The sequence below is a fragment of the Clostridium paraputrificum AGR2156 genome (assembly GCF_000424025.1).
Taxonomy (GTDB): domain Bacteria; phylum Bacillota; class Clostridia; order Clostridiales; family Clostridiaceae; genus Clostridium; species Clostridium paraputrificum.
Genome location: NZ_AUJC01000005.1, coordinates 25,221 through 49,158, shown reverse-complemented (window position 1 = coordinate 49,158; position 23,938 = coordinate 25,221). Strand labels below are relative to the sequence as shown.

Annotated in this window: 19 protein-coding genes, 1 pseudogene and 2 other annotated features; of the genes and pseudogenes, 3 read left to right on the top strand and 17 right to left on the bottom strand. The window is 29.8% G+C overall.

Features of this window, described 5'->3' with window-relative positions:
• Position 1: 1 nt before the first annotated feature.
• Positions 2–589 (bottom strand): 50S ribosomal protein L25, encoded by a 588-nt coding sequence (locus G594_RS0105335; RefSeq protein WP_027097631.1) that lies wholly within the window; start codon positions 587–589, stop codon positions 2–4.
• 227 nt (positions 590–816) lie between these two features.
• Between G594_RS0105335 and G594_RS0105330 the strand changes: the two genes are divergently transcribed.
• On the top strand, positions 817–2,280 hold the full coding sequence (locus G594_RS0105330) for an aminotransferase class I/II-fold pyridoxal phosphate-dependent enzyme (protein ID WP_027097630.1): 1,464 nt from the start codon (positions 817–819) through the stop codon (positions 2,278–2,280).
• 11 nt (positions 2,281–2,291) lie between these two features.
• On the opposite strand, the gene G594_RS0105325 is transcribed toward G594_RS0105330, so the two are convergent.
• The 6 genes and pseudogenes from G594_RS0105325 to G594_RS0105300 all read right to left on the bottom strand — a co-directional run bounded on the left by G594_RS0105325 (position 2,292) and on the right by G594_RS0105300 (position 11,486).
• Positions 2,292–3,776 carry a glycosyltransferase family 39 protein gene (locus G594_RS0105325; RefSeq protein WP_027097629.1) on the bottom strand — a complete coding sequence of 495 codons (1,485 nt, stop codon included), beginning with the start codon at positions 3,774–3,776 and terminating at the stop codon, positions 2,292–2,294.
• A 30-nt stretch (positions 3,777–3,806) separates the two neighbouring features.
• A pseudogene (locus G594_RS18390) lies at positions 3,807–4,244 on the bottom strand (2-thiouracil desulfurase family protein); the annotation flags it as partial.
• Positions 4,245–4,368: 124 nt separating this feature from the next.
• Positions 4,369–5,319 (bottom strand): carbohydrate kinase family protein, encoded by a 951-nt coding sequence (locus G594_RS0105315; protein ID WP_027097628.1) that lies wholly within the window; start codon positions 5,317–5,319, stop codon positions 4,369–4,371.
• A 97-nt stretch (positions 5,320–5,416) separates the two neighbouring features.
• Entirely contained in the window at positions 5,417–7,774 is a 2,358-nt protein-coding gene (locus G594_RS0105310; protein ID WP_027097627.1) for an endonuclease MutS2, read from the bottom strand.
• 3 nt (positions 7,775–7,777) lie between these two features.
• Positions 7,778–10,123, bottom strand: coding sequence for a U32 family peptidase (locus G594_RS0105305; RefSeq protein ID WP_027097626.1), 2,346 nt, complete (start codon positions 10,121–10,123; stop codon positions 7,778–7,780).
• Between the two features lie 139 nt (positions 10,124–10,262).
• Positions 10,263–11,486: a cell division protein ZapA gene (locus G594_RS0105300; protein ID WP_027097625.1), complete on the bottom strand. Its 1,224-nt coding sequence runs from the start codon at positions 11,484–11,486 to the stop codon at positions 10,263–10,265.
• 255 nt (positions 11,487–11,741) lie between these two features.
• Here G594_RS0105300 and G594_RS18385 point away from each other — a divergent pair, with 255 nt between their 5' ends.
• Positions 11,742–12,935, top strand: a complete 1,194-nt coding sequence (locus G594_RS18385) for a CapA family protein (protein WP_051195911.1) — start codon at positions 11,742–11,744, stop codon at positions 12,933–12,935.
• Between the two features lie 131 nt (positions 12,936–13,066).
• Here G594_RS18385 and pheT read toward each other — a convergent pair whose 3' ends face one another.
• The 9 genes from pheT to ytxC form a co-directional block, all read right to left on the bottom strand.
• Positions 13,067–15,442, bottom strand: coding sequence for a phenylalanine--tRNA ligase subunit beta (gene pheT / locus G594_RS0105290; RefSeq protein ID WP_027097624.1), 2,376 nt, complete (start codon positions 15,440–15,442; stop codon positions 13,067–13,069).
• 14 nt (positions 15,443–15,456) lie between these two features.
• Positions 15,457–16,476 (bottom strand): phenylalanine--tRNA ligase subunit alpha, encoded by a 1,020-nt coding sequence (gene pheS / locus G594_RS0105285; RefSeq protein ID WP_027097623.1) that lies wholly within the window; start codon positions 16,474–16,476, stop codon positions 15,457–15,459.
• 82 nt (positions 16,477–16,558) lie between these two features.
• Positions 16,559–16,778 (bottom strand) — a binding site (T-box leader).
• Between the two features lie 36 nt (positions 16,779–16,814).
• Positions 16,815–17,606, bottom strand: coding sequence for a TrmH family RNA methyltransferase (locus tag G594_RS0105280; protein WP_027097622.1), 792 nt, complete (start codon positions 17,604–17,606; stop codon positions 16,815–16,817).
• 14 nt (positions 17,607–17,620) lie between these two features.
• Positions 17,621–18,289 carry a potassium channel family protein gene (locus tag G594_RS0105275; protein WP_027097621.1) on the bottom strand — a complete coding sequence of 223 codons (669 nt, stop codon included), beginning with the start codon at positions 18,287–18,289 and terminating at the stop codon, positions 17,621–17,623.
• A gap of 11 nt (positions 18,290–18,300) precedes the next feature.
• Positions 18,301–19,656: a TrkH family potassium uptake protein gene (locus tag G594_RS0105270; protein ID WP_027097620.1), complete on the bottom strand. Its 1,356-nt coding sequence runs from the start codon at positions 19,654–19,656 to the stop codon at positions 18,301–18,303.
• A gap of 220 nt (positions 19,657–19,876) precedes the next feature.
• Entirely contained in the window at positions 19,877–20,236 is a 360-nt protein-coding gene (gene rplT, locus G594_RS0105265) for a 50S ribosomal protein L20 (protein WP_027097619.1), read from the bottom strand.
• Positions 20,237–20,260: 24 nt separating this feature from the next.
• Complete coding sequence (gene rpmI, locus G594_RS0105260) at positions 20,261–20,458, bottom strand: 50S ribosomal protein L35 (RefSeq protein WP_027097618.1); 198 nt, start codon at positions 20,456–20,458, stop codon at positions 20,261–20,263.
• A gap of 21 nt (positions 20,459–20,479) precedes the next feature.
• Entirely contained in the window at positions 20,480–21,001 is a 522-nt protein-coding gene (gene infC, locus G594_RS0105255) for a translation initiation factor IF-3 (protein WP_027097617.1), read from the bottom strand.
• 25 nt (positions 21,002–21,026) lie between these two features.
• Positions 21,027–21,155 (bottom strand) — a sequence feature (ribosomal protein L20 leader region).
• 40 nt (positions 21,156–21,195) lie between these two features.
• Positions 21,196–22,086 (bottom strand): putative sporulation protein YtxC, encoded by an 891-nt coding sequence (ytxC, locus tag G594_RS0105250; protein ID WP_027097616.1) that lies wholly within the window; start codon positions 22,084–22,086, stop codon positions 21,196–21,198.
• A gap of 142 nt (positions 22,087–22,228) precedes the next feature.
• On the opposite strand from ytxC, the gene G594_RS0105245 reads away from it, so the two are divergent.
• Complete coding sequence (locus G594_RS0105245; RefSeq protein ID WP_027097615.1) at positions 22,229–22,930, top strand: DUF6873 family GME fold protein; 702 nt, start codon at positions 22,229–22,231, stop codon at positions 22,928–22,930.
• 297 nt (positions 22,931–23,227) lie between these two features.
• On the opposite strand, the gene G594_RS0105240 is transcribed toward G594_RS0105245, so the two are convergent.
• The gene (locus G594_RS0105240; protein ID WP_034865917.1) at positions 23,228–23,845 is read right to left on the bottom strand and encodes an HD domain-containing protein; all 618 of its coding nucleotides are present in this window, start codon (positions 23,843–23,845) and stop codon (positions 23,228–23,230) included.
• Between the last annotated feature and the right edge of the window lie 93 nt (positions 23,846–23,938).

Genomic DNA, 23,938 nt, shown 5'->3' with positions numbered 1-23,938 from the left:
TTTAATTATCTTCCTTCTCTTCTTCTCCCAATGCAGAAGTTAATCTCTTTTCATTGCTAATAGATGCAATTACTCCTTTTATATCATCTAAAATAGAAATTTCTTCTCCTACTTCTAAATCAGAATATCTAAATACTGAACCTAATCCACCTTTAGATACATCAAACTTTATAGATTTAGGTAACTCATCTGGCTTACATGATACCTTAACTAATTCTTGTTCCTTTTGAAGTATTGCACCTCTTTTACTTATCCACTCTTCCCCAACAAATTGAATTGGCACTTCAGATTGAATTGTATTATTTCCTGCAATTTCTTCTAAGTCAACATGAATAATCTTATGTGTAACAGGGTCTCTTTGTACTTCCCTTAATAAAGCTTTATGTTCTTCCCCTTCAATATTATAATTTATTATTCCATGTTCACCTGTTGATGAAATTTCCCTACATAATTCTAATTCTCCAATTTCAAATAAAAGGTTTGAAACACCTTTTCCATATAATACTCCTGGAACTTTTCCTGCTCTTCTCTCTTTCTTTGCCCAGTGAGATGTTTTATTTTCTCTTTTTATTAAATTTAAATTATTCAAAGTTCTACCACCCTTCTTATCAAGTAAATTCTCAAACTCCTTTTACATTATTCCTTATATACGTCCAAAATATTCAAATTTATTATTTTTTTGTTTATATAAAAATAAATTATTGAACATATGGAACTTATCAAATATAATATAGTAGATTTGTCTTAATTTAATATTATTTATACTTATAAATTTATAAAAAAATCAAACACTAGATAATGAAAGAAGGTGCTGTAATGAATCATTTAGATCAAACTAGAACTCCTTTATTTGATGCACTTAAAGAATATGTTAATAGAGATACTTTACCTTTCCATGTTCCAGGTCATAAAAAAGGAATCGGAATGGATGATGAATTTAAAAACTTTATTGGTGAGAATCCTTTTAAAATAGATGTAACAGTATTTAAATTAGTAGACAGTCTTCATCACCCTAAAGGTCCTATAAAAGAAGCTCAAGAATTAGCTGCTGACGCCTATGGCGCAGATGCAACTTTCTTTTCAATACACGGTACATCAGGTGCTATCCAAGCTATGATAATGTCTGTTGTATCTGATGGAGATAAAATAATAGTCCCAAGAAATGTTCACAAATCTGTCACTGCTGGAATAATCTTAAGTGGTGCTGTTCCAGTATACATGGAACCTGAATTAGATAAAAAACTAGGAATTGCTCATGGTGTTGCTCCAGAAACAGTTAAACAAACTTTAGAAGTAAATCCAGATGCTAAAGCCGTTTTAATAATAAATCCTACTTATTATGGGGTTGCTACAGACATAAAAAAAATTGCGGATATAGTTCACGAATACAATATCCCTCTTATAGTAGATGAAGCCCACGGCCCACATCTAGCTTTTTCTGATAAATTACCAACTTCTGCTTTAGAAGCTGGTGCTGATATTTGTGCTCAAAGTACTCATAAAATAATAGGAGCTTTAACTCAAGGTTCTCTATTACATGTAAAAAGTAAATTAGTTAATCCAAAAAGAGTACAACAAGTACTTAATTTAATGCAAACAACATCGCCATCATATATTTTAATGGCATCTCTAGATTGTGCTAGAAGACAAATTGCCTTAGAGGGAAAAGAATTATTATCAAAAGCTATAGATTTATGCAATTATACTCGAAGTGAAATAAATAAAATTCCTGGGTTCCATTGCTTTGGAAAAGAAGTTCTAGGTGTTCCAGGTTCCTTTGCTTTTGACCCTACAAAACTTACAATCTCTTGTAGAGGTTTGGGAATTACTGGCTATGAGCTTGACACTATTCTTGCTGATAAATATCATATTCAAATGGAATTATCAGATTTTTATAATGTATTAGCAGTTGGTTCTTTTGGTGATACAAAGGAGGGAATGGATAAACTTATATCTGCATTAAAAGAAATCTCTAATGAGTATTATGGAAAAAAACCTGCTACTAAAGATTTCTTGGATATCCCCCACATTCCTAATAGAATATTAAATCCAAGGGAAGCATTTAATTCTAAAAAGGAAGATATTTTATTAGAAAAAAGTGAAGGGAAGATATCTGCTGAGTTCCTATTAGCATATCCTCCAGGTATTCCGATATTATGTCCTGGTGAAGTTATAACAAAGGAAATAATAGAATATGTACATGATTTAAAAAGAGCTAATCTTTATGTACAAGGAACTGAAGATTCAGAAGTTAAATATATAAAAATTGTTAAAGAATAAAAAAGATGTGCCTACTTTTTTAAGGCACATCTTTTTTTATCTATTAATTTAAATAAGTTTTCCATTCCATAAATTGCAGAGTAAATCATTTCAGGAAGCATGCAAATTAAATACCTAGATCTTGTTTCCCATAAAATAAGAAATAATATTAATCCCAATATACATATATGAAATGAATTAATTAACACTTCTCTTTTTTTAAATGCAAAAATTCCACTTATAAGTATAGATACTAATATTACAATATGAGATACTTGGCTAAAATATATAAAGCCATCATTTTTATTTCCAATAACAAACTCTTGCAATTTATTATGACTGATAGGTTTATCAGATAATATTGCAGGGGCATAATATGAACCATCACCCCAGGTGAATGAAATCTTACCTATTAAAAATTTACAATATCCTTTTAATCCATAGTTTTTCAACCTATTTTTTATTTCTTTCAAATTAGCCTTTTCTGCTGCTTCTTTCCCATCACTAACCCTTATACTTTGCGTAAAAATAACATCTTCTGCATTATATCCACCATTTCCTTTAAGGCCCATCATAACCCAATGAGTTGCTGGCAACCCAGCTTCATTATAGGGAATTGGTATATTTCTAGAAACAATAACCCTATTTATAGTTGTTATAATTAGAAAAGGAATTAATAACAACGTAAAGATTTTTATTTTATTTCTTTTAGCTGAGCTAATAAACTGAAATATAATAATTGCAATAAAAGCAATTATTACATTGGATTTTATTATAGTACCTATTCCTCCCAAAACAGAAACTAAAACTAAATATACATTTCTTTTTTCATCATTAGAATTTAAATATTTATAAAAACAATAAAACATTCCAATAGGAAAAATCATAGAAAAAGTATCTGTATATATAATTTGAGAATATGTATATAAAGGAGTTACAAATATACAAAATATTATAGTTAATGCTGCCATAACTTCATTAATTGTTTCTTTTACTAATTTATAAAGGATATAGACAGCTAAATTTATTAAAAGCAAATTAATTATATATCCAACTTCCATTAATATATTATTATTCTTTGTAAATAAAGCTACTGCTTTAAATATATATGAAAGAACTAGTGTAATTGGAATATTATTGGGGTAACTATTATAAAAATAAACAGGTAATTTTTCTCCATATAGTGCTAACTGTTTTGCATTACGTGTCACAATCCCAAAATCCCAACCAGGATTCACTAAAAAGAAAAATAAAAAAATTATTTGTAAACTTATCAATACACCAAAACTTATAATTTTAACTCTTTTAAGTTTATCTTTAGCTAATTTCTTTAAAGTAACATAGGCTAAATAAAGAAATATAAAAAATATCAGAGATAATATAATATTAATTATTGGACTCATTCTATAAAATAAATCAACACTATTAAATATTGCAGTCCATACAACAAAAATAAATATACTTATAAACAGTATATAAAAAATATTTAGTAATTTATCTCTTATGTCCTCTCTCATATGCCTCATTTCCTCTTATAGTTAAAATTCTTCCTTTTCTGAAATAACTTTTATTCCTTCCCTTTCTAACATATATGCAGTAAGACCTTTTCCTCTTATTTTATTACCTGAAAAACTCCCATCATATATAAAATTACATCCACATGATGGACTTCCTTCTTTTAATATGGCCTTTTTTGCACCTATAGCTTTAGCAATTTTTAATGTTTCTTTTGCACCCTTTAAAAATTCTTCTGTTACATCTTTCCCAGATATGCTTATAATCTTCCCATCTATTCCTTCCAAAACTTCCCTAGTATTTCCTATTAATTCTGCAGGCTCTCTTGGGGTAGAAAGCCCTCCTAACTGTTCAGGACAAACTAATATAGCTTTTTCCTCCCTTAATAACTCCAAACATCTATTATTCAAATTGTTTTTACCATTATATTTACAATTTACTCCACATAAACATGCGCTTATTAAATACATAACACAACTGCTCCTTATATATAATCTGCTTCTAGATTATACCATATTATAAAATTTCTTTGCAAAAAATAAGAACCTTAGTTTTCACTAAGATTCTCTTTTTTCTTATAAGGATATTATTAATTTATATTTCTTTTTCATCCCATTGAATTTTATCCATATAGTATTCAACATAATCCTTATTCATCTTTGGATTAATAGTATCTTCATGAGTTATAGTTATAACTGACATAGCAATAGCATATTTAGCTGTATCCTTTAAAGAAAGGTTATTCATATATCCATATCCTACACCAGCAACAAATGAATCTCCTGCTCCAGTAGTATTTTTAACTTTTACAGCACTAGCCTTAACTCTTCCTTGCTCCGTTCCATTGGTATAGAATATACCATCTTCGTCTAAACTTATGAATACATTTTTAATTCCTAATGATAAGAAATGTTCCCCAGCCCTTATTAAATCTTCATCATTGTTTATTTTAAAACCACAAAGAATTTCTGTTTCATATCTATTAGGCTTTATCGTATGGAAATACTTTATTAAATGTTTTATTTTTTCAGCTTTTACAGCAGAAACAGGGTCTAAAACAAATTTAGTTTTTTCACTATAAGTAGTTAATATGTGCTCCATTAGTTTAGGATTATCTGCATCTAAAAATGTATACTCTGCATTGCATATAATTTCCTTCTTAGAATCTATAAAATCTTCATCCATTTCATCCAAACAGTGCATATCTACAATAGCAGATACCATTTCTCCGTTTTCATCTAATACCGCCATGTATGTTGGTGTTCTTCTATTTTCAAGAAGTAAAGAATGCTCCATATTATAGCCCATTATTTTAGAGTGTTCTAAAATATTTCTTCCTTGCTCATCATCACCAAGTATTGAAATAAATTTTGTATTTACTCCAACCCTTGCCATGTTTTCAGCAATATTTCTACAAACACCACCTAAAGATATCTTTATCTTTCCTGGTATTGAATCTTTTTGCTTATAAGTATTTTGACTAAATCCTAAAATATCTACTATAGATGCCCCTAACACTAACACGTATGCATTATCACTTTTCATATTACTTTTCCAGCTCCCTACTCTTTTGTACATAACAATAAACTTATTATATTAGAATTAAATCAAAAAATAAAGATACTTTGTCGAATTTTGTTCATTATTTTAATTCTACCATTGTTACTCCATCTCCACCTTCACCATATGCACCTAATCTATAGCTTTTTACATGAGGATGTCTTTTTAACATATCGTTTATTGCTTTTCTTAAAATACCAGTTCCTTTTCCATGGACTATAGTAACCTCTCCTAAGTTTGCCATATAAGCTTCATCTAAATATTTATCAGTTCTATAGCAAGCTTCTTCAGCATCAAGCCCTCTTAGATCCAATCTACTTTCTACTGATCTTAAATTTAATTTTACTTCTCTCTTCTTTCTAACCTTTTCTTCCTTAGTCTTTTCAGCTTTTCTCAAATCTTTTAGTTTTACATTTATTTTCATTATACCAGCTTCAACTTGAACTTCTCCTTTATTATCAGGCATTGATATTATAATTACTTTCTGATTTAAAGAAGGTAAGAAAGCCTCCATTCCTAATGTAACCTTTTCTATGGCTTCTCCAGCATTTTCTCTTTCTTTTATTAGAGCTTTTTCCCTATCTTCTAAGGAATCCTTTAATTTTTTTCTTTCCTCTTCAAGGCGTTTTCTTCCTCCACCTGATATACCAAACTTCTCAAGCTCTCTCATGGCCTTAAGAATTTCATCTGCCTCATCCTTTGCAGCTGATATTATTTCTTTAGCTTCTCTTCTTGCTTCATTATAAGCTTTGTCTCTAGTAGTCTCTAATCTCTTTAACTTTTCTTCATACGTTCTCTTTATTTTTTCAGTCTCAATTTTTATTCTTTCTGCTTCTCTTGCATCTCTATTAGCAATAATGCTCTTTTCTTGAAGATCCCTAATTAAATCTTCAAATTGCATATTCTCTTCAGATACAAATCCCTTAGCTTTTTCTATTACAAAATCATCTAAACCTAATCTTTTACTAATTTCAAAAGCATTTGATTTACCTGGCACCCCTATAAGTAATCTATACGTAGGTCTTAGTGTTTCAACATCAAACTCAACTGATGCATTTTCTACTCCAGGAGTCTTTAGTGCATATCCCTTTAATTCACTATAGTGAGTGGTACCAATTATCTTAGTACCTCTTTCTTTTAGGGTTTCTATTATAGCTGTAGCAAGAGCTGCTCCTTCTGTAGGGTCTGTTCCTGCTCCTAATTCATCAAATAAAACTAAGGAATCTCTATCAGCTTCTCTCATTATTCCAACAATATTAGTTAAATGAGATGAGAATGTTGATAAGCTTTGCTCTATACTTTGTTCATCACCTATATCTGCAAATACTTCTCTATAGAAACTTATTGAAGAATCATCCCTAGTTGGAATTAACAGTCCACTCATCCCCATTAAATGTAATAAACCTACTGTTTTAATAGTAACAGTTTTTCCTCCAGTATTAGGACCAGTAACCATAAGTACTGAGAAGTTTTTTCCTAAATATATATCTGAAGGAACCACCTTATCCCTATCAATTAAAGGATGCTTTGCACCTACAAGATTAAATGAACCATCCTCATTTACCTTTGGCATCATTCCATCAATCGAAGATGCATATTTACCTTTAGCAAATATAAAATCTATTTGTAAAAGAATTTTCATATTACTACTACATACATCTGAATTATCTTTAACCTTTTTGGATAACGCCCATAGAATTCTTTCAATTTCAGCTTGTTCTTTTAGCTTAAGCTCTTTTATCTCATTATTTAAATTTACAAGGCTCATAGGTTCAATAAACAATGTAGCACCTGTGGAACTTTGATCATGTACTAAACCTGGAACAGCTCCTTTATATTCAGCTTTTACAGGTAAAACATATCTATCTCCTCTCATTGTGTAAATGGCATCTTGTAAATATTTCGCATTACTTCTAACAATAGAATTTATCTTCTCCCTAACAGAAGAATTCTTTTCTTTTAAACTTCTTCTAATATTGTGAAGAGTAGAACTAGCTCTATCACTAATCTCCTCTTCAGAAACAATTGCATTCTCTATTTCATTTTCTAGATTTTTTATAGGAGTAAGTATATAAGCTAAATCCTCTAACTTCAGAAAACTTTCCTCTTCCTCTTTTCTAGTTAAATATTCTTGAATTCTACTAGTACATCTAAGCATAGTACCTATATAAAGTAATTGTGCTGGATTTAAACATCCACCTTTTTTAGCTCTTTCAATTCCTTCTCTAACATCATGAAGTCCCTCAAAAGGAGGATTCCCCTTTTTTATTAATAGCTCTAAGGCTTCCCTACTTTCTTCTAGAGCTTCCCTAACTTCATAAGCTGAAGAGTAAGGAGCTAATTTATCTACAAGCTCCTTGCCCCCACTTGTTACAGCATATTTCCTTAGCTTTTCTTTTATTTTATAAAACTCTAATACTCTAATCGATCTTTCATTCATTGTTTAATCTACACCTCTTCTATAACATCCCTTTGTATAATACTTGCTTTCTATATCTAATTCTCCATTTAACATTTTAAACACTTTTATAACATCTTCCCTAGATTCATCTTTAAAATCTATTCTAAAGGACTCTATCCCCATGGCTTTTAACTCATCCTTTTCTCCTATAAGATTTAAAGCAACACTATTCAAAATATGACTTCTACAGAATACATCCGTCATAACTCTAAATTTTTCATTAACTTCATCAACTAAAGTAAACCTATCTCTTGTACATGCTAAGTTACACTTCTTATCTTTATTCTTACCTCCATATGTACTTCCTATAGGGCAATATTCACTAACCATAAGCTCTGTTTTTCCATACAATTGGTATGCAACTCCTGATGGCATATTCTTCATTACTTCTTTAATTTCTCTTTTATTTAATTCAAGACTTAATGAAATATTTCCTATATCTTCTCTATAAAAATCTATGGCATAACTATTAAATACATTTAACTTATAATCACCTATTATATTCATTTTATCTTTATAGATATTGATTATACCTGCATTAGCAGTTATTAGCCCTTTTACATTCCCCTTTGCCTTTTCAATAACATTTACAACACCTTTAAATTCACTCTTAATAATTTCTGGTGTTAGTATAAAGAAATTAATACCACTTATAGCTTTTATATCACTTATTGTTATTGAATCTTTTTCTCTACTATATATATCAACACCAATATTCTTAACTCCAAATTCAATAAGAGTGTTAAGTTGTTCTTTAGTTGTACATGTTACTAATAATTCTAAATCCAAAGGCTTTTTAGGAGCTTTAAATTCATGTACTTCATTAATTAAATATCTTCTTCTTCTATATTTTGAAGTTTCACTTTTCATTATTTTTTCAAACAATTCTCTTCTTAGGTTATTTAATGAAGCTACTCTAATAAATCCATCCTGGAAGTCTTCAAAAATAACCTCATCTAATTTATATGGATATCCACCTGACTTAGTTAACGCTTCAATAACTCTTTCTTTATCTAAAGGCCTCTTCTCAGCTTTTTCTACTAAATCACCCTTAACTACATAGTCAATGCCTTTATAAGATGCCTTAAGAACCATCTCTTCTCCAACCTTAAATCTAACTTCACCAATTAGTGATATCTTTCTATAATAAGGTTTTATTTTCTCTGAGAGTTCATCAAATAATGTTTTGCTAGAAGTTTTATATAATAAATCTCCCTTTTTATATCCTTTTGGGAATAACTTTACCTTGTCTCCCTTATCAGCTTCTAATACCTCTTTTCCATTTAGAAGTATCTTACTTACAGTAAAGCCTTTACTTCCATATCCTACACCATCACCTATGGTTATATCTTCTTGTAGAATAATCTCTCCTTTATCATCTGATTTTCCAAGTTCTAAACCAGTATTCTTAGGAATTACAAAGCTCATCATATCTTTACCAGAGTCCTTTTTTAGATAAGCATTGGCAAATCCACCTCTATTAAATAATTGAAGTAAAGTTTTCTTTCCTTCTTCAACATTAAATTCCCTGTTTTCTAACTCTTTATCTATTGCCTTCCTATATGTCTCTATAACTCCAGCTACATATTCTGGTCTTTTCATTCTTCCTTCAACCTTTAAAGACAATGCACCACTCTCTATAATATCTTTCATATCATCAATAGTACATGTATCTTTAGTGCTTAAAAGATGCCCCTTCTTCTCTCCACCTGAGGCAGAAATCAACTTATACTCTTGCCTACATGGTTGAGCGCACTTTCCTCTATTACCACTTCTTCCACCAATCATAGAACTCATCAAACATTGTCCTGAATATGAAACACATAATGCTCCATGCACAAATATTTCTGTCTCTATACCCAAGTCCTTAGATATATATTCAATTTCTTCTAAGCTTAACTCCCTAGATAAAACAACTCTTTTAAAGCCTTTTTCAGTGAAATAAACTGCTCCTTCTCCATTATGAATTGTCATTTGAGTTGAAGCATGAACCTCAAAATCAGGATATTTTTCTTTTATTAATTTTAAAAATCCTAAATCCTGAATAATTAAGGCATCAATTCCTATCTCATAAAGGTAGCCAGCATATTTAATAGCATCCTTTAACTCTTTTTCCTTTAGAATTGTATTCATAGTTACATATATTTTTACTCCATAGCTATGACAATAGTCAGCTGCTACTTTCATTTTTTCATTATCAAATTCTATGGCCTTAGCTCTAGCTGAAAACTTAGGTCCACCTAAATATATTGCATCTGCACCATTATTTACAGCAGCATAAAGACTTTCCATGTTACCAACAGGTGCTAATAATTCTATCTTTTCCATCTTAATTCTCTCCTAATTAATTTAACTATATCTTTAGTATGCTATATAAAGTTATATCATAAAACATCTTTTTATGCTAATTTATAATTTTATACAAAATTAAAGAGACAATGATGTTACTCACTTGTCTCTTAACAACTTATTTCATTAAAGGATTTCTTTCCTTTTTTAATTTTGCTATTTCTATTTGAGCATCCATTAATTTCTTTTCCAGATCTAAAACTTTATATTTGCTAGTCTTTAACTCTTGTCTAGAATCTTTACCATTTTCCATTATTTTTTGCTTTTCATATGATAGTTTTTCAGCCTTATCTCTAGCTTCAATTAATTCATTATTTTTCACTTCAAGTTCATCTTTTAATTCAATGATTTCCTTATTTAATAATTCAACATTTTCGTTATTTTGTAAATTATCATCTTCTAGAGATTTCATATTCTTATGAATTGAATTTAACTCTTCTACTAAAGACCTATTCAATTCTTTTTCCTTCACTAATTCTTTCTTATTATCTTCATACTTATATTCTAAATCACTTAAGTTATAGTTTAATGAATTTAGTTGTTCCTTTACTTCTTGGTTCTTAGCTTTAGTTAAGTCTAACTCCTCTTCTAATAAAGATTTAGAATTTAAAGCTCTATTAACATCTTCATCTAACTTAGAATTTTGTTTTTTAAGATTGCTAATTTCTTCTTTTAAAACATCTTCCTTCTTTTTATTTCCCTCAACCTTATCATTTAAATTTTTAATTTCCTTGTTCAAGTTTTCTATTTGTGCTTTATAACCCTTTTCACCCTCTACATATTTATCTATATTACTCTTTAAGGTTGCATTCTTATCTTTTATATCAACTATTTCTTTATTAAGTATTTCACTTAAATTATTAACTTGTACAATTTCTTCATTAAGCTTGTTATTAAGGTTTGTTAGAATGTTATTATCTTTCTTTATATCATTATTTTCTATAGCCAAAACATTCTTTTCCTCCATAAGCACTTTTATTTCATCTTGTAGTACCTTAATCTTACCTTCTAGATCTTTTACTGCTTTTTCTTTGTCTGCCTTTAATTTATCATTTTCTTCTCTTAGTTCCTTTATGCCTTCTCTAAGTCCTGAATTTCTTTCTTCTAGAGATTCCTTCTTCTTTTTAAACTCTTCTATCTCAATATCAGCTTTATATAATTCATCTGCAATATTTAAAGCTGCAAGCACACCTGAATCAACAGTACTTAATAATGGATTTTTAGTTTTTATCTCATTCATTTTACTGTTTACATATTCAGCTACTTCCTTTAGATAGTTTTCATCTTCCCTACCCTTTAGACTATATTCAATTCCATTTATTTTAACGGTAACCTTTATCATACTAAACACCTCTCGAAACCTTATATATTTAATTATAGGTGAAATTATTACATAAAACAATTATGTTTTACAAAAAGTACCTTACTTATTTACAAAAAGTAAAGAAAATATTTATTTTGCTTCTTTCATTGCAAAACTTCAAATTACAGAAAACAAATTTTCACTCAAATGTAATATATTTTATGCCTCATGGTTTTTGTAATAAATTTACAAAAATTTTACTTTATGATATTATTTTTCTAGTGAGGTGCTTATATGAAAAATAAAAAAGTAATTCTTTCAATATTATTAACTTTAATTTTATCATTTACAATTATATCTTGTAATAGCTGCAATGAACCAACTACCCCTACCATAGCTGAAAAGGAAGATACAACCATCTCTGTACTTGGTGCAGGAGATGTTCTTATGCATATGGAACAAGTTTATTCAGGATACGATTCAAAAACAAATACTTATAATTATGATAACTTTTTCACTTATGTAAAAAATTACGTATCCACTTCTGACTTAGCCATATGTAACTCTGAAACCACTTATTTAGGTAAAGGACATAATTTTAGTGGCTATCCAAAGTTTAATAGCCCTAAAGAAATATTAAACTCTATAAAAAATGCAGGTTTTGACATGGTCTGTTCTACTCATAATCATATTAATGATATGGGAGATAAGGGTATTGAGAGTACTGCTAAATTAATAAAAGAAGCTGGTTTAGACCTTCTTGGAATAAAGAATACAGTTAAGGATAAGAACTATATAGTAAAAGATATAAAAGGTGTTAAGATTGGAATAACTAATTATACTTATTCAACAATAGATAAAAATGGTTATAGATATATAAATGGACTTCCCTTATCTAAGGAAATGGAGCCTAAAATAAACTTATTTAGTGATTCTAATATAGAGAATGACATAAATAATATGAAGTCTACTTATGATAATATGATTAAAGATGGAGCTGAATTTACCATTTTCTATATACACTGGGGAAATGAATATCAGCTACAACCAAGTGCTCAACAAGAAAAATTGGCAGGTATGCTAAATTCTATTGGGGTAAATGTTATCTTTGGAAGTCATCCTCATGTGGTTCAACCTATAAGAACGCTAAAAAATGATACCAACGGAAATGAAACATTGGTTTGCTATTCTCTAGGAAATTTTATATCTAATCAAAGATTTGAAACAATGGGAAATATAAAATCAGAAGATGGGTTAATGGTTAAACTGTTTATTACTAAAGATTCTAATAACAAATTAAAGTTAACTTCTTATGAGACAGAACCAACTTGGGTATATAAATATGTTAATGCTTCTGGAAAGACAGTCTATAATATATTACCTACAAATAAAATTCTAAAATCAAATGATATAGAAGGCCTTAGTGAAGATGTCTTTAACAGAGTTAAAGATTCAAATAAGTCTACTAACGAAATTATAAATAGTTAAATTAAAGCAGTATATTTGCTCTAAACAAATATACTGCTTTTTAAATATCTATGAGTTGGGTGGATATTATTTATGTCACTTGGAACGTAGCTACGGAACATGCAGAATAAATATCCATCTAACCTTTTAAATTATCTTAATTGAGCTCCTAATTTATGCTCTAATGCTTTTAATATCTTATCATGAACCTTATTTACATCATTATCAGTTAATGATTTCTTAGGATCTCTATAAACTATTGCATAAGCTATGCTCTTCTTTCCTTCTTCAATTTGAGCTCCCTTATATATATCAAATAGAGTTATCTTTTCTACTAAAGGACCTCCTGCTTTTCTTATAGCCTCTTCAATGTCACCAACAAGAACAGAATCGTCTACTAATATAGCTATATCTCTTGTTGCTGCTGGGAACTTAGGAATAGGTGTATACTTCTTAACTGTTTCAGAAGCTTCATATAGTAAATCTAAATCTAATTCAGCAATGTAGGCTGCAACATCTAGTCCATAAGCTTCTTGTACATCTGGATGTATTTCTCCAAACACACCTGCAGACTTACCTCTTAATTGAATTCCAGCAGTTTTACCTGGATGGAAGCTTGGATTTTCACTTTCACGTACAAATCTTGCCTTAGTTATTCCTAATCTATCAAGTACATTTTCTACAACACCCTTAAGGTCTAAGAAATCACAGTTTCCATACATACCAATTGTTAAAACATTCTTTTCTGTTGGTAACTTGTTGTCATCTTCATTCTTAAGATATACTTTTCCTATTTCAAATAATCTCGCATATTCATTGCTTCTAGAATAATTTCTTCCTAAAGAATCCATCATTGATGGTATAGTTGAAGTTCTCATTACAGAGTAATCTTCTCCTAAAGGATTCTTAATTTTAACTACATCTCTTAATGGTGAATCTTCTGGCAATCTAATTTTATCAAATACCTTTGGTGATACAAATGAATAAGATATAGATTGATTTATTCCTGAAGCTATTAAAGCATCAACTACAATACCTCTTAATACTTCATTTTTGTGTTTGTTTTCCCTTGTTGGTGTTTCATCAAATACAGTAGTAGGTATTTTATCATATCCGTAGATTCTTGCTACCTCTTCAGCTATATCTTCTTTTATAGCTATATCAACTCTAAATGTAGGAGATGTAATTTCTAAATCATCACCATTTATTGTTGTAGGCATATCTAAAGAATCTAAGTATTTCTTCATATCCTCTACAGGTATTTCTGTACCTAAGAACTTATTAATCCAACTAGCAGAAACAGTTAAATGACCTTCTTCTTTCTTATTTGGATATAGGTCTATAGTTCCTTCCATTACATCTCCAGCACCTAATTCACATACAAGTGCACATGCTCTATTAATAGCTAATTCAGCTAGGTTTGGATCTATATCCTTTTCAAATCTTGCTGAGCTTTCAGTTCTTATTCCTAGTGCTTTTGAGTTAACTCTTATATTAGTTCCATCGAAATTAGCACATTCAAATACTACTTCTGTAGTACCTTCTTCTATTTCAGAGTTTAATCCTCCCATTATACCTGCAAGACATATTGTTCTGTCTCCATCCTTAATGCAAAGAACAGTTGAATTTAATTCTCTCTCTTGCTCATCTAAAGTAGTGAACTTTTCTCCATCCTTAGCAGTATCTACAACAATCTTCTTTGATGTTATTTGTCTAGCATCAAAGGCATGCATTGGTTCTCCAATTTCAAGCATAACAAAGTTTGTAATATCTACTATATTGTTTATAGGTCTAATACCTGCTTCAAGAAGTCTTTCTTGCATCCAACCTGGAGAAGGAGCTATCTTTACATTTTTTACTCCTCTTGCCATATATCTGTTGCAAAGGCTACTCTTTATTTCCACTTCTAACTCATCATTTATATTCTTTGAAGATTTTGTTTCAAAGCTCATGTTTGGCATTTTGTAAGTAGTTCCTAAAGCTGCTGCTGTTTCCCTAGCCATACCAACCATGCTTAAACAATCTGGTCTATTAGAAGTTATATCAAAATCTAATATTGCTTTATTAAGCTTAAGATACTCTTTAATATCCATTCCTACAGGAGCATCTTCAGGTAAAATCATTAATCCATGAACTGGTTCATCTCCAGCAATTCCAAGCTCTTCTTCTGAGCAGAACATACCGTTAGATACGACCCCTCTCATCTTACCTTTCTTAATTTCAGTTCCATCTGCTAAAATAGATTTATGAAGAGCTACTGGAACCTTATCCCCTTCCTTCATGTTTGTAGCAGCTGTAACTATTTGAATTTCTTCTGTTCCTATATTTACTTGACAAACATTTAATCTATCAGCATCAGGGTGTTTTTCTATCTTTAAAATATGACATACAACTACATTCTTTATATTGTCACCTTGTATTTCTACTTCTTCAAGTTGAGAACCTGTTAAAGTCAGAATATCACCTAATTCTTTTGCATCTACATTTATATCAACATAATCATTTAGCCAATTATATGGTACTTTCATTCCCTTATCCTCCTCTAGAATTGATTTAAGAATCTCATATCACTTTCATATAATAATCTGATATCATCTAAGCCATAGCTAAGCATTACCATTCTATCTATACCAAAGCCAAAAGCAAATCCGCTATACACTTCTGGGTCTATACCACAGTTTCTTAATACATTTGGATGAACCATTCCACAACCAAGTAATTCTATCCAACCTGATCCCTTACATACATTACATCCTTTTCCTCCACATACATAACATGAAGCATCCATTTCAGCTGATGGTTCTGTAAATGGGAAATGGTGAGGTCTAAACTTAGTTTGAACCTTATCTCCAAACATCTTCTTTGCAAATAGTTCTAAAGTTCCCTTAAGATCTGCAAATGTTACTCCCTTAGCTACAACTAACCCTTCCATTTGATAGAATATTGGTGAGTGTGTAGGGTCTACTGCATCTGATCTATAAACCTTACCTGGAGATATCATCTTTATTGGTGGTTCTTGATTCTCCATAGTTCTTATTTGAACTGGTGAAGTTTGAGTTCTTAAAACTATATTATCATTAATGTAGAATGTATCTTGTTCACTTCTAGCTGGATGGTTTTTAGGAATATTTAAAGCTTCGAAGTTATAGTGGTCTAATTCTACTTCTGGACCATCTTCAATTGAGAATCCCATAGATATAAATATATCCTTAATTCTTTCAAGAGTTAATTCTAGTGGGTGTCTCTTTCCTAATACATTCTTCTTTCCTGGAAGAGTAATATCTATAATTTCATTTTGAAGTTTTTCATTCTTTTCCTTTTCTTTTATAGCGTTAATAGCTGCATCTAGTTTTTCTTCAACAACCTTCTTAACATCATTAACCATCTTACCAACTATAGGTCTTTCTTCTTTTGATAAACCACCCATACTTTTTAAAATAGTTGTAAGTTCACCTTTTTTACCTAAATACTTAACTCTTATATCACTAAGAGCTGTACTGTTACTTGCTTCTTCAATTTCTTTTAAAGCAACTTCTTGAATTTGCATTAACTTTTCTTGCATTTTTATTCTCCTTTCTTCTTTACCTCTAGGGCCATTGAATACTTCATAGAAAATTCTCTATAAAATAAAAAACCGTCCCTAAAAAAGGGACGGAATATCCGCGTTACCACCCTAATTGGTTCTATAAAAATAGATACCCAACTCTAGTTAATTTAACGGTTCCCCGCTAACTACTACTATTATTTCATAGTTAGAACTCCTGAGCGAACTTCAATATAATTCTCTATAAAGAGGCTTTCAGTCTATGTCCTCTTCTCCCTGAAAAAGTTCCTTATATTTACTCTCTCAATCATAGTTTATTTAATATTCTATTACTTTCCTATTATACAAATGTTTTTCTAAAAATTCAACTGATTCTGCCTAACTTTTTCATAAATCACTATCGAGGTAGCTATTGCTACATTTAATGACTCTGCTCCTCCAGGCATTGGTATTTTAACTTTCTTATCAGAAAGGCTATATACTTCTTCACTTACACCATTACCTTCATTGCCTACGGAGATAATAATCTTCCCGCTTAAATCTTCTTTAAAGAAATCCTTATTCCCTTCTAAGGATGTAGCTAAAAGAGAAAACCCCTTATTTATTAAGGATTTAGTAATAGTAAAATCACTATCCTCTAAGATTATTGGAATATAAAACATAGATCCCATTGTAGAACGTATAGTCTTTTCATTATATATATCAACAGTTCCCTTAGTTAGAATTACACCATCCACACCTGCTGCATGAGCAGTTCTAATGATAGTACCTAAATTACCAGGATCTTGAACCTTATCACATAGAATATAAAAACTACCTTCTTTGTTTAAGTCAACTTCATTCATCCTAACAACTGCAACAACCCCTTGAGGTTCTTCAGTTGAGCATAACTCTCTTAACAAGCTATCTTTCAATGTATAAAGTTTCATACTATTTGTTATATATTTCCCTAAATACTCTTCAAACTTGTTTTCTTCTAGCCTATGGCTTATAAAAATATATTCTATAGGCAGATTTGCTTTACAAGCTTCTTCTATTAACCTAAATCCCTCTATTAAATACTTAGAGCTCTTATTTCTTCCTTTTCTCTCTTTAAGCTTTTTGGTTTCTTTAAATAAATTGTTATCTTTACTTTCTATAAGAACCAAAGTTTACACCTCAATTATTTAAATTTAACTATTACACCTTCAAGATTTGCTAAATCTTGAGCTGACCCTATAGCAACAATAATATCTTTAGATTCAACAGTATCATCTGCTGAAGGAGTAAGATTAATTTCATCACCTTTCTTAATAGCCATTACATTTATTCCGTACTTACTTCTAAGCTTAAGCTCTCTTAATGTTTTATCTTGCCATTCATCTAAAGCTTCAATTTCCATTATACTGTAATCAGGTGATAATTCTATATAATCAAGTATACTTGATGAAACCAAATTATGAGCAACTCTAACTCCCATATCTTTTTCTGGTAGAATTACCCTATCAGCACCAATTTTATATAATACTTTTGCATGCAAATCACTATTTCCTTTAGCAATTATATATTTTACACCTAATTCTTTTACTAATAGTGTTACCATTACGCTTGATTGGATATTAGCACCTATTGTAACTACTGCAACATCAAAATTTCTAAGACCTAATGTTCTTAATGCATTTTCATCAGTTGCATCCATTTGTACTGCATGAGTAACACTATCTGATATATCTTGAATTAAATCCTCATCTTTATCTATAACCAAAACATCATTTCCTAAAGAATATAATGTTTTAGCTACTGATGCACCAAATCTTCCAAGTCCTATTACAACAAATTGTTTATTAGCCATAAAATCATCCCCTAACCTATTAATATCTTTCCTTCTGGGTATTTATAATCAACTTTTTTCTTTCTATTAGTAAGTGCAAGAGCAACAGTTAGTGGACCAACTCTACCAAAGTACATCATTATCATTATAATAATTCTACCTACTGTACTTAATTTTTGGGTTACACCTGTAGTTAACCCTACTGTAGCAAAGGCCGAAGTTGCTTCATATAGTAAATCTATAAATTCTATTCCTTTTTCAGTTACTGATAATAACATTGTAACTACTATTATTAATCCCACTGCTATTATCAATAATGCAAAAGCCTTATATACTAATTCCTTGGCAAATCTTTTTCCAAAGGCTTCTGTATCTTCTCTACCTTTAATTACACTTATAACTGTAAGTATTATCAAACCAAAAGTTGCTGTTTTAAGACCTCCAGCTGTTGATCCTGGTGATCCTCCAATAAACATTAATATTATTGTCAAAAACTTACCAGCTGTTGTCATTCCATCTGTAGATATACTATTAAACCCTGCTGTTCTTGGACTAACAGATGCAAAGAAGGAATTTAACAACTTATCTTTTAATCCCATGCCACCAATAGTTTCTGGATTGCTATACTCTATAAAAAACATAGCTACAAATCCACCTATTAATAAAACACCTGTAATCAATAAAACTATTTTAGCATGTACAGATAACTTTCTTATTCCTTTATACTTATAGCTATATATTTCAAGCCATACTGTAAAGCCTAACCCTCCAATAATAATAAGTGCACTTATTGTTAAAATTACTGCTATATTACTTGAAAATCCAGTAAGACTTGAAAAATTACCAAATAAATCAAAACCAGCATTACAAAAAGCAGATATTGAATGAAAAATACTATAAAAGAATCCCTTTTTCAATCCAAACTCAGGTATAAACTGTGTTGATAACAGCATTGCTCCAAAGAATTGAACTGCAAAAGTAAACCCAAGTACATATTTAACCATTCTTACAAGACCTTGTATACTAAATGTATTTAAAGCTTCTTGTACCATTAATCTATCTCTAAGGGTTATTTTTTTACCTAATAATATTGCTACAAAAGTAGTAAATGACATGAACCCTAAGCCACCAATTTCTATTAATAGTATTATTACTGTTTGCCCAAATGCATTCCAATGAGTCCCTGTATCTAATGTTACTAAACCAGTAACGCATACAGCAGAAGTAGAAGTAAATAAAGCATCTAATAAGTTAGTACTCTCTCCACTTGCAGAAGATATAGGTAAACTAAGTATCAAGCCTCCAATAATAATTACAGCAATGAAACCAAGGGCTAGCGTCTGTACACCATTTAATTTATATTTATTAATCCTCTTTAATTTTTGCATAAAATCACTCCAAAAGTTCATGCTTTATTATATCTCTTTATATACCATTTTTTGTTTCTATATTTATATAAAAGTAAGAGTATATAATATCTTGCCTAATAGTATTATCAAACTGAACAAGATATAATATACCCTAAGTAACTTTTTTCTTTAGATAGTAAAGCATTTTCCTACTTTATTAATATTAAAAGAAAATGCGACCTTAGGCCGCATTCTTATATTAAGCGTTTAATTGCTTCTTAGCTAATTCAACTAAATCTGCAAATGCTTTTGGATCGTTGATAGCTATTTCAGATAACATCTTTCTGTTTATGTCAACTCCAGCTAACTTGATTCCATTCATGAACTTTGAATAAGAAAGACCATTCATTCTTGTAGCAGCATTTATTCTAGCTATCCATAATCTTCTGAAATCTCTCTTCTTTAATCTTCTTCCAACATAAGCATTTCTTAATGCTCTAATAACTGATTCGTTAGCAGTCTTAAATAACTTGCTCTTTCCACCGTAGTATCCTTTTGCAAGCTTTAAAACTTTTTTATGATTCTTACGAGAATTAACCGCTCTTTTTACTCTTGCCATTCTTTAAACCTCCTGTACCAATTCTTATAGATATGGTAATAATTTCTTCATTGCTTTTTCTTGAGTAGTTGAAACATATCCTGTCTTTCTAAGATTTCTCTTTCTTTTTGAGCTCTTCTTAGTTAAGATATGGCTCTTGAAAGCCTTAGCTCTCTTTAGCTTTCCTGTACCTGTCTTCTTGAATCTTTTTGCTGCACCTCTATGAGTTTTCATTTTTGGCATGATAAATTTCCTCCTCTCAGTTTATGCCTTTTTAGGGCCAATAACCACTGTCATATTTCTTCCTTCTTTTTTAATTGGCTTTTCTATATTACCTACATCAGCCAATTTGTTAGCGAAGTTTTCAAGAATCTTTGCACCTAAGTGACTAAGTTCCATTTCTCTTCCTCTGAATCTAACAGTGATTTTAACTTTGTCTCCGTCTAATAAGAACTTTCTAGCATTTTTAGCTTTAATTTCGATATCGTGCTCTTCTATTGTAAGACTAACTCTTACCTCTTTAATACTAACAACTTTTTGCTTCTTCTTAGCTTCTTTTTCCTTTTTTGATTGCTCATAAATGAACTTTCCTAAGTCCATTATTTTACAAACTGGAGGCTTAGCATTTGGTGATATCATCACTAAATCTAACTCCGCTTCTTCAGCCATCTTAAGGACTTCTTTTGTTTGTAAGATACCTAATTGAGAACCATCAGCACCAATAGCTCTGATTTCCTTGTCTCTAATATCCTCATTCACTATATAATTTTTATTAATAGTTTTCACCTCCGAAAAAATTAAAGCAAACTTTATAATATAAAAAAAACGGCGTTGAACGCCGTTTTCTATTATCGTAATTACTTCACATAAATAATCTAGATAAATAACCAAGCTAACTCAATTGTTGCATGGTGAGAAACGGCTGTTTCTTCTTAACAAATGTTATTTTATCATTGCTTATATACATTGTCAACATCTTTTTACATTTTTATATTAGTTTTTGAACATAATTTACATCCATCACAAAATACTACTCTTTCACCAAAGACATTTATTATAGTTTCTATAAACTCTTTATTTTTACATTCCTCTCTTTTGTGTATTACTATCTTTTGAGGAGCATTAGTTATCAAGCCACTTATAACTATATCTTCAACATTGGCATCAATTCCTATTTTACAGTCTGATAATTCATTTAAAAATGTAGGAAATATATCTTCTCCATATCCATCTGTCACTATATATCCTCCTGATGGTAAGGCTGTCAAGTTAATTTCCTCAACTCTACACTCTTGAATTTCAACAAAGTATTTTAACAGTCGTATAAATTCTTTATATTCTTTTTCAACCATATATCTTTCAACTACTTTATCTACAACATCTTCAATATCTTTTCTTAACTCTCGCATCCTAAAAGTAATGAATCCATTAATATTAATCTCATTATTTTCTTCAATACATTCTTTTATTTTATCTATAATTGCGTTTGTTTTATTAGAATAGAATATAAAATTAGAGTCATGAACGCCTTCCTCACAATATAGAACCTTCATTATTTCTTCTTCTACTTCTAACATTTCATCTCGCTTCAAGAAAAAGTATGTGTCTGTCAAATACTCAAAAAGTTCTTTTTCTTTATACTTTGTAATAACAATTTTATAAAGGATATTACTAATATATAAATTAATTATATTACCTGTTCTATCACTATAATTCGAATCATCACACATAACTTTTATTACATGTGTCTTCCCTTCTAAACTTTCAACCACACCTATTATTATGTGCTTCTTTTTCAATAGTTCCTTTAGCTCTTGAAGTTCTTCAACAAAATCTAGTTCACCCGAATAAGCTAACTGTAGTACAAGCATGGGTTTCACTCCCTTCCATAGTAATAGTATGTATTAAAACCTCTTCAATATACGGAATTTATTTTTACCCCTTTGTACATATTGATTTTTGTTTACACGATATAGTAATGTATTCTTATATAAATAATTAGGAGTTTTTATCATGTATTGTTTTTTAGACTACAAAATTAGTAATGAAGAATTAAATAATATAATAAATTTAAATATAGAACCTATTTTAATACCAAAATGTCCAAAGGTTTATGAAGCTATAAATGGACATGTTGATATCCAACTTAACATCCTTGATAAAAGGAATAAGAAAGTTATTGTACAAAAGGATATTTCTAAGGATTTTTTAAACTTATTATCCTCTAAAGGAATTAATTATATACTCTCTGAGAATTCATTAGGAACTAATTACCCAGAAAATATAATTATAAACGCACTAATTACTGACAATCTTTTTGTACACAACTTAAATTATACAGATCCAAACCTCCTTAAATTTCAGGATAGCAAAAAGACAATTAATGTTAAACAAGGATATACCAAATGTTCCGTATTACCAACAGGAAAAAATGCATACATTACAAGTGATAAAGGAATTTATAAAAAACTAATTCAAGAAGACTTAGACGTACTTCTTATTCCCCCTGGGGACATACTATTACCCTCTTTGAATTATGGATTCATAGGAGGAGTTGGCGGAATGATATCTGAAAATAGATTAGCCTTATTTGGCGAATTAAATTGTTATGCTTATGGTAAAGAAGTTTATAAATTTCTTTATAAGCATGATATAGAGCCAATAGCATTAAAAAAAGGAAAGCTCATAGACCGCGGAAGTCTCTTATACATCTAGCTTTCCATATATATTACGTAGGAGTTATAAAAATGTTTCTATGAAAATTATTTACCTTTAAATAATTAAAAATAGGATTAAGTTTTAAAGCTTAATCCTATTTATATAAGAAAATATAAAGTTTTAATTTGCTATAAATCAAAGGTATTGTTACATTTTCATATTAAAAAACTATAAAATCAAGAATAATAATTTTATAGTTTCCTTACCTTAAATACTAAGGGAATAGATATTTATTTTTCTGTGACTTGGAGTTTGCAACGGAACAAGCAAAAATAAATATCCATTCCACATTTTTTATTGTTTCAAAAACTTATTTCTAAATGACTCTACTTCCTTTTCTACCTTCTCTATCTCTTCTTTATCCATTCCTCCTCTACCTAACCTATCACTTAAAAATACATATGATAAATCATGTAGATTAGCTTCTTTTTTCATTCCCTTTATATCTCCATAAGGCAATTTATTCATTATAAATAACAAATGCATGTGATATCTCACCAATATAGAAACCTTACTTTTAAATTCTTCATCCAATTTAAAATAACTTAAAAAATCATAGGAATCTTTTCTTCCAACCTTATCATGATCATATGAAGTCCATCTTCCTTTTCTTAGCTTAGTTGTACTTCTCTTCCCTAAGTCATGCAATAATAACGCCCACATAAAGACCTTTTTATCTTCTACATACTCTCTATAAGAACTCCCTTTATCAACAACCATCATAGTATGAATCCATACATCTCCTTCTGGATGATGTTTAGGTGATTGTTCTATTTTTTCTAGACTTATTAACCACTTAAAAGGTTCAACAGATAGTTCTCCTGAAGTTTTTAATTCATTTAAATATATGGAAGGCTTCTCATCTTCTAATAAATGTTTTTCAATTTCATTAAATTTCTCTTGTAATTTCACAAGTATCACCTCCTATTACAACTAGTATTTCCTTTTGTCCACTTTATTATAAATCAATCTTTATAAAAGTAGTATCAAATCTAAGGTTAATGT

Excerpts from the sequence above, each read along its gene's own strand:
- G594_RS0105330 (WP_027097630.1), top strand. The coding sequence starts at position 817 with ATGAATCATTTAGATCAAACTAGAACTCCTTTATTTGATGCACTTAAA.
- G594_RS0105325 (WP_027097629.1), bottom strand. The coding sequence starts at position 3,776 with ATGAGAGAGGACATAAGAGATAAATTACTAAATATTTTTTATATACTG.
- G594_RS0105315 (WP_027097628.1), bottom strand. The coding sequence starts at position 5,319 with ATGAAAAGTGATAATGCATACGTGTTAGTGTTAGGGGCATCTATAGTA.
- G594_RS0105310 (WP_027097627.1), bottom strand. The coding sequence starts at position 7,774 with ATGAATGAAAGATCGATTAGAGTATTAGAGTTTTATAAAATAAAAGAA.
- G594_RS0105305 (WP_027097626.1), bottom strand. The coding sequence starts at position 10,123 with ATGGAAAAGATAGAATTATTAGCACCTGTTGGTAACATGGAAAGTCTT.
- G594_RS0105300 (WP_027097625.1), bottom strand. The coding sequence starts at position 11,486 with ATGATAAAGGTTACCGTTAAAATAAATGGAATTGAATATAGTCTAAAG.
- G594_RS18385 (WP_051195911.1), top strand. The coding sequence starts at position 11,742 with ATGAAAAATAAAAAAGTAATTCTTTCAATATTATTAACTTTAATTTTA.
- pheT (WP_027097624.1), bottom strand. The coding sequence starts at position 15,442 with ATGAAAGTACCATATAATTGGCTAAATGATTATGTTGATATAAATGTA.
- pheS (WP_027097623.1), bottom strand. The coding sequence starts at position 16,476 with ATGCAAGAAAAGTTAATGCAAATTCAAGAAGTTGCTTTAAAAGAAATT.
- G594_RS0105275 (WP_027097621.1), bottom strand. The coding sequence starts at position 18,289 with ATGGCTAATAAACAATTTGTTGTAATAGGACTTGGAAGATTTGGTGCA.
- G594_RS0105270 (WP_027097620.1), bottom strand. The coding sequence starts at position 19,656 with ATGCAAAAATTAAAGAGGATTAATAAATATAAATTAAATGGTGTACAG.
- rplT (WP_027097619.1), bottom strand. The coding sequence starts at position 20,236 with ATGGCAAGAGTAAAAAGAGCGGTTAATTCTCGTAAGAATCATAAAAAA.
- rpmI (WP_027097618.1), bottom strand. The coding sequence starts at position 20,458 with ATGCCAAAAATGAAAACTCATAGAGGTGCAGCAAAAAGATTCAAGAAG.
- ytxC (WP_027097616.1), bottom strand. The coding sequence starts at position 22,086 with ATGCTTGTACTACAGTTAGCTTATTCGGGTGAACTAGATTTTGTTGAA.
- G594_RS0105245 (WP_027097615.1), top strand. The coding sequence starts at position 22,229 with ATGTATTGTTTTTTAGACTACAAAATTAGTAATGAAGAATTAAATAAT.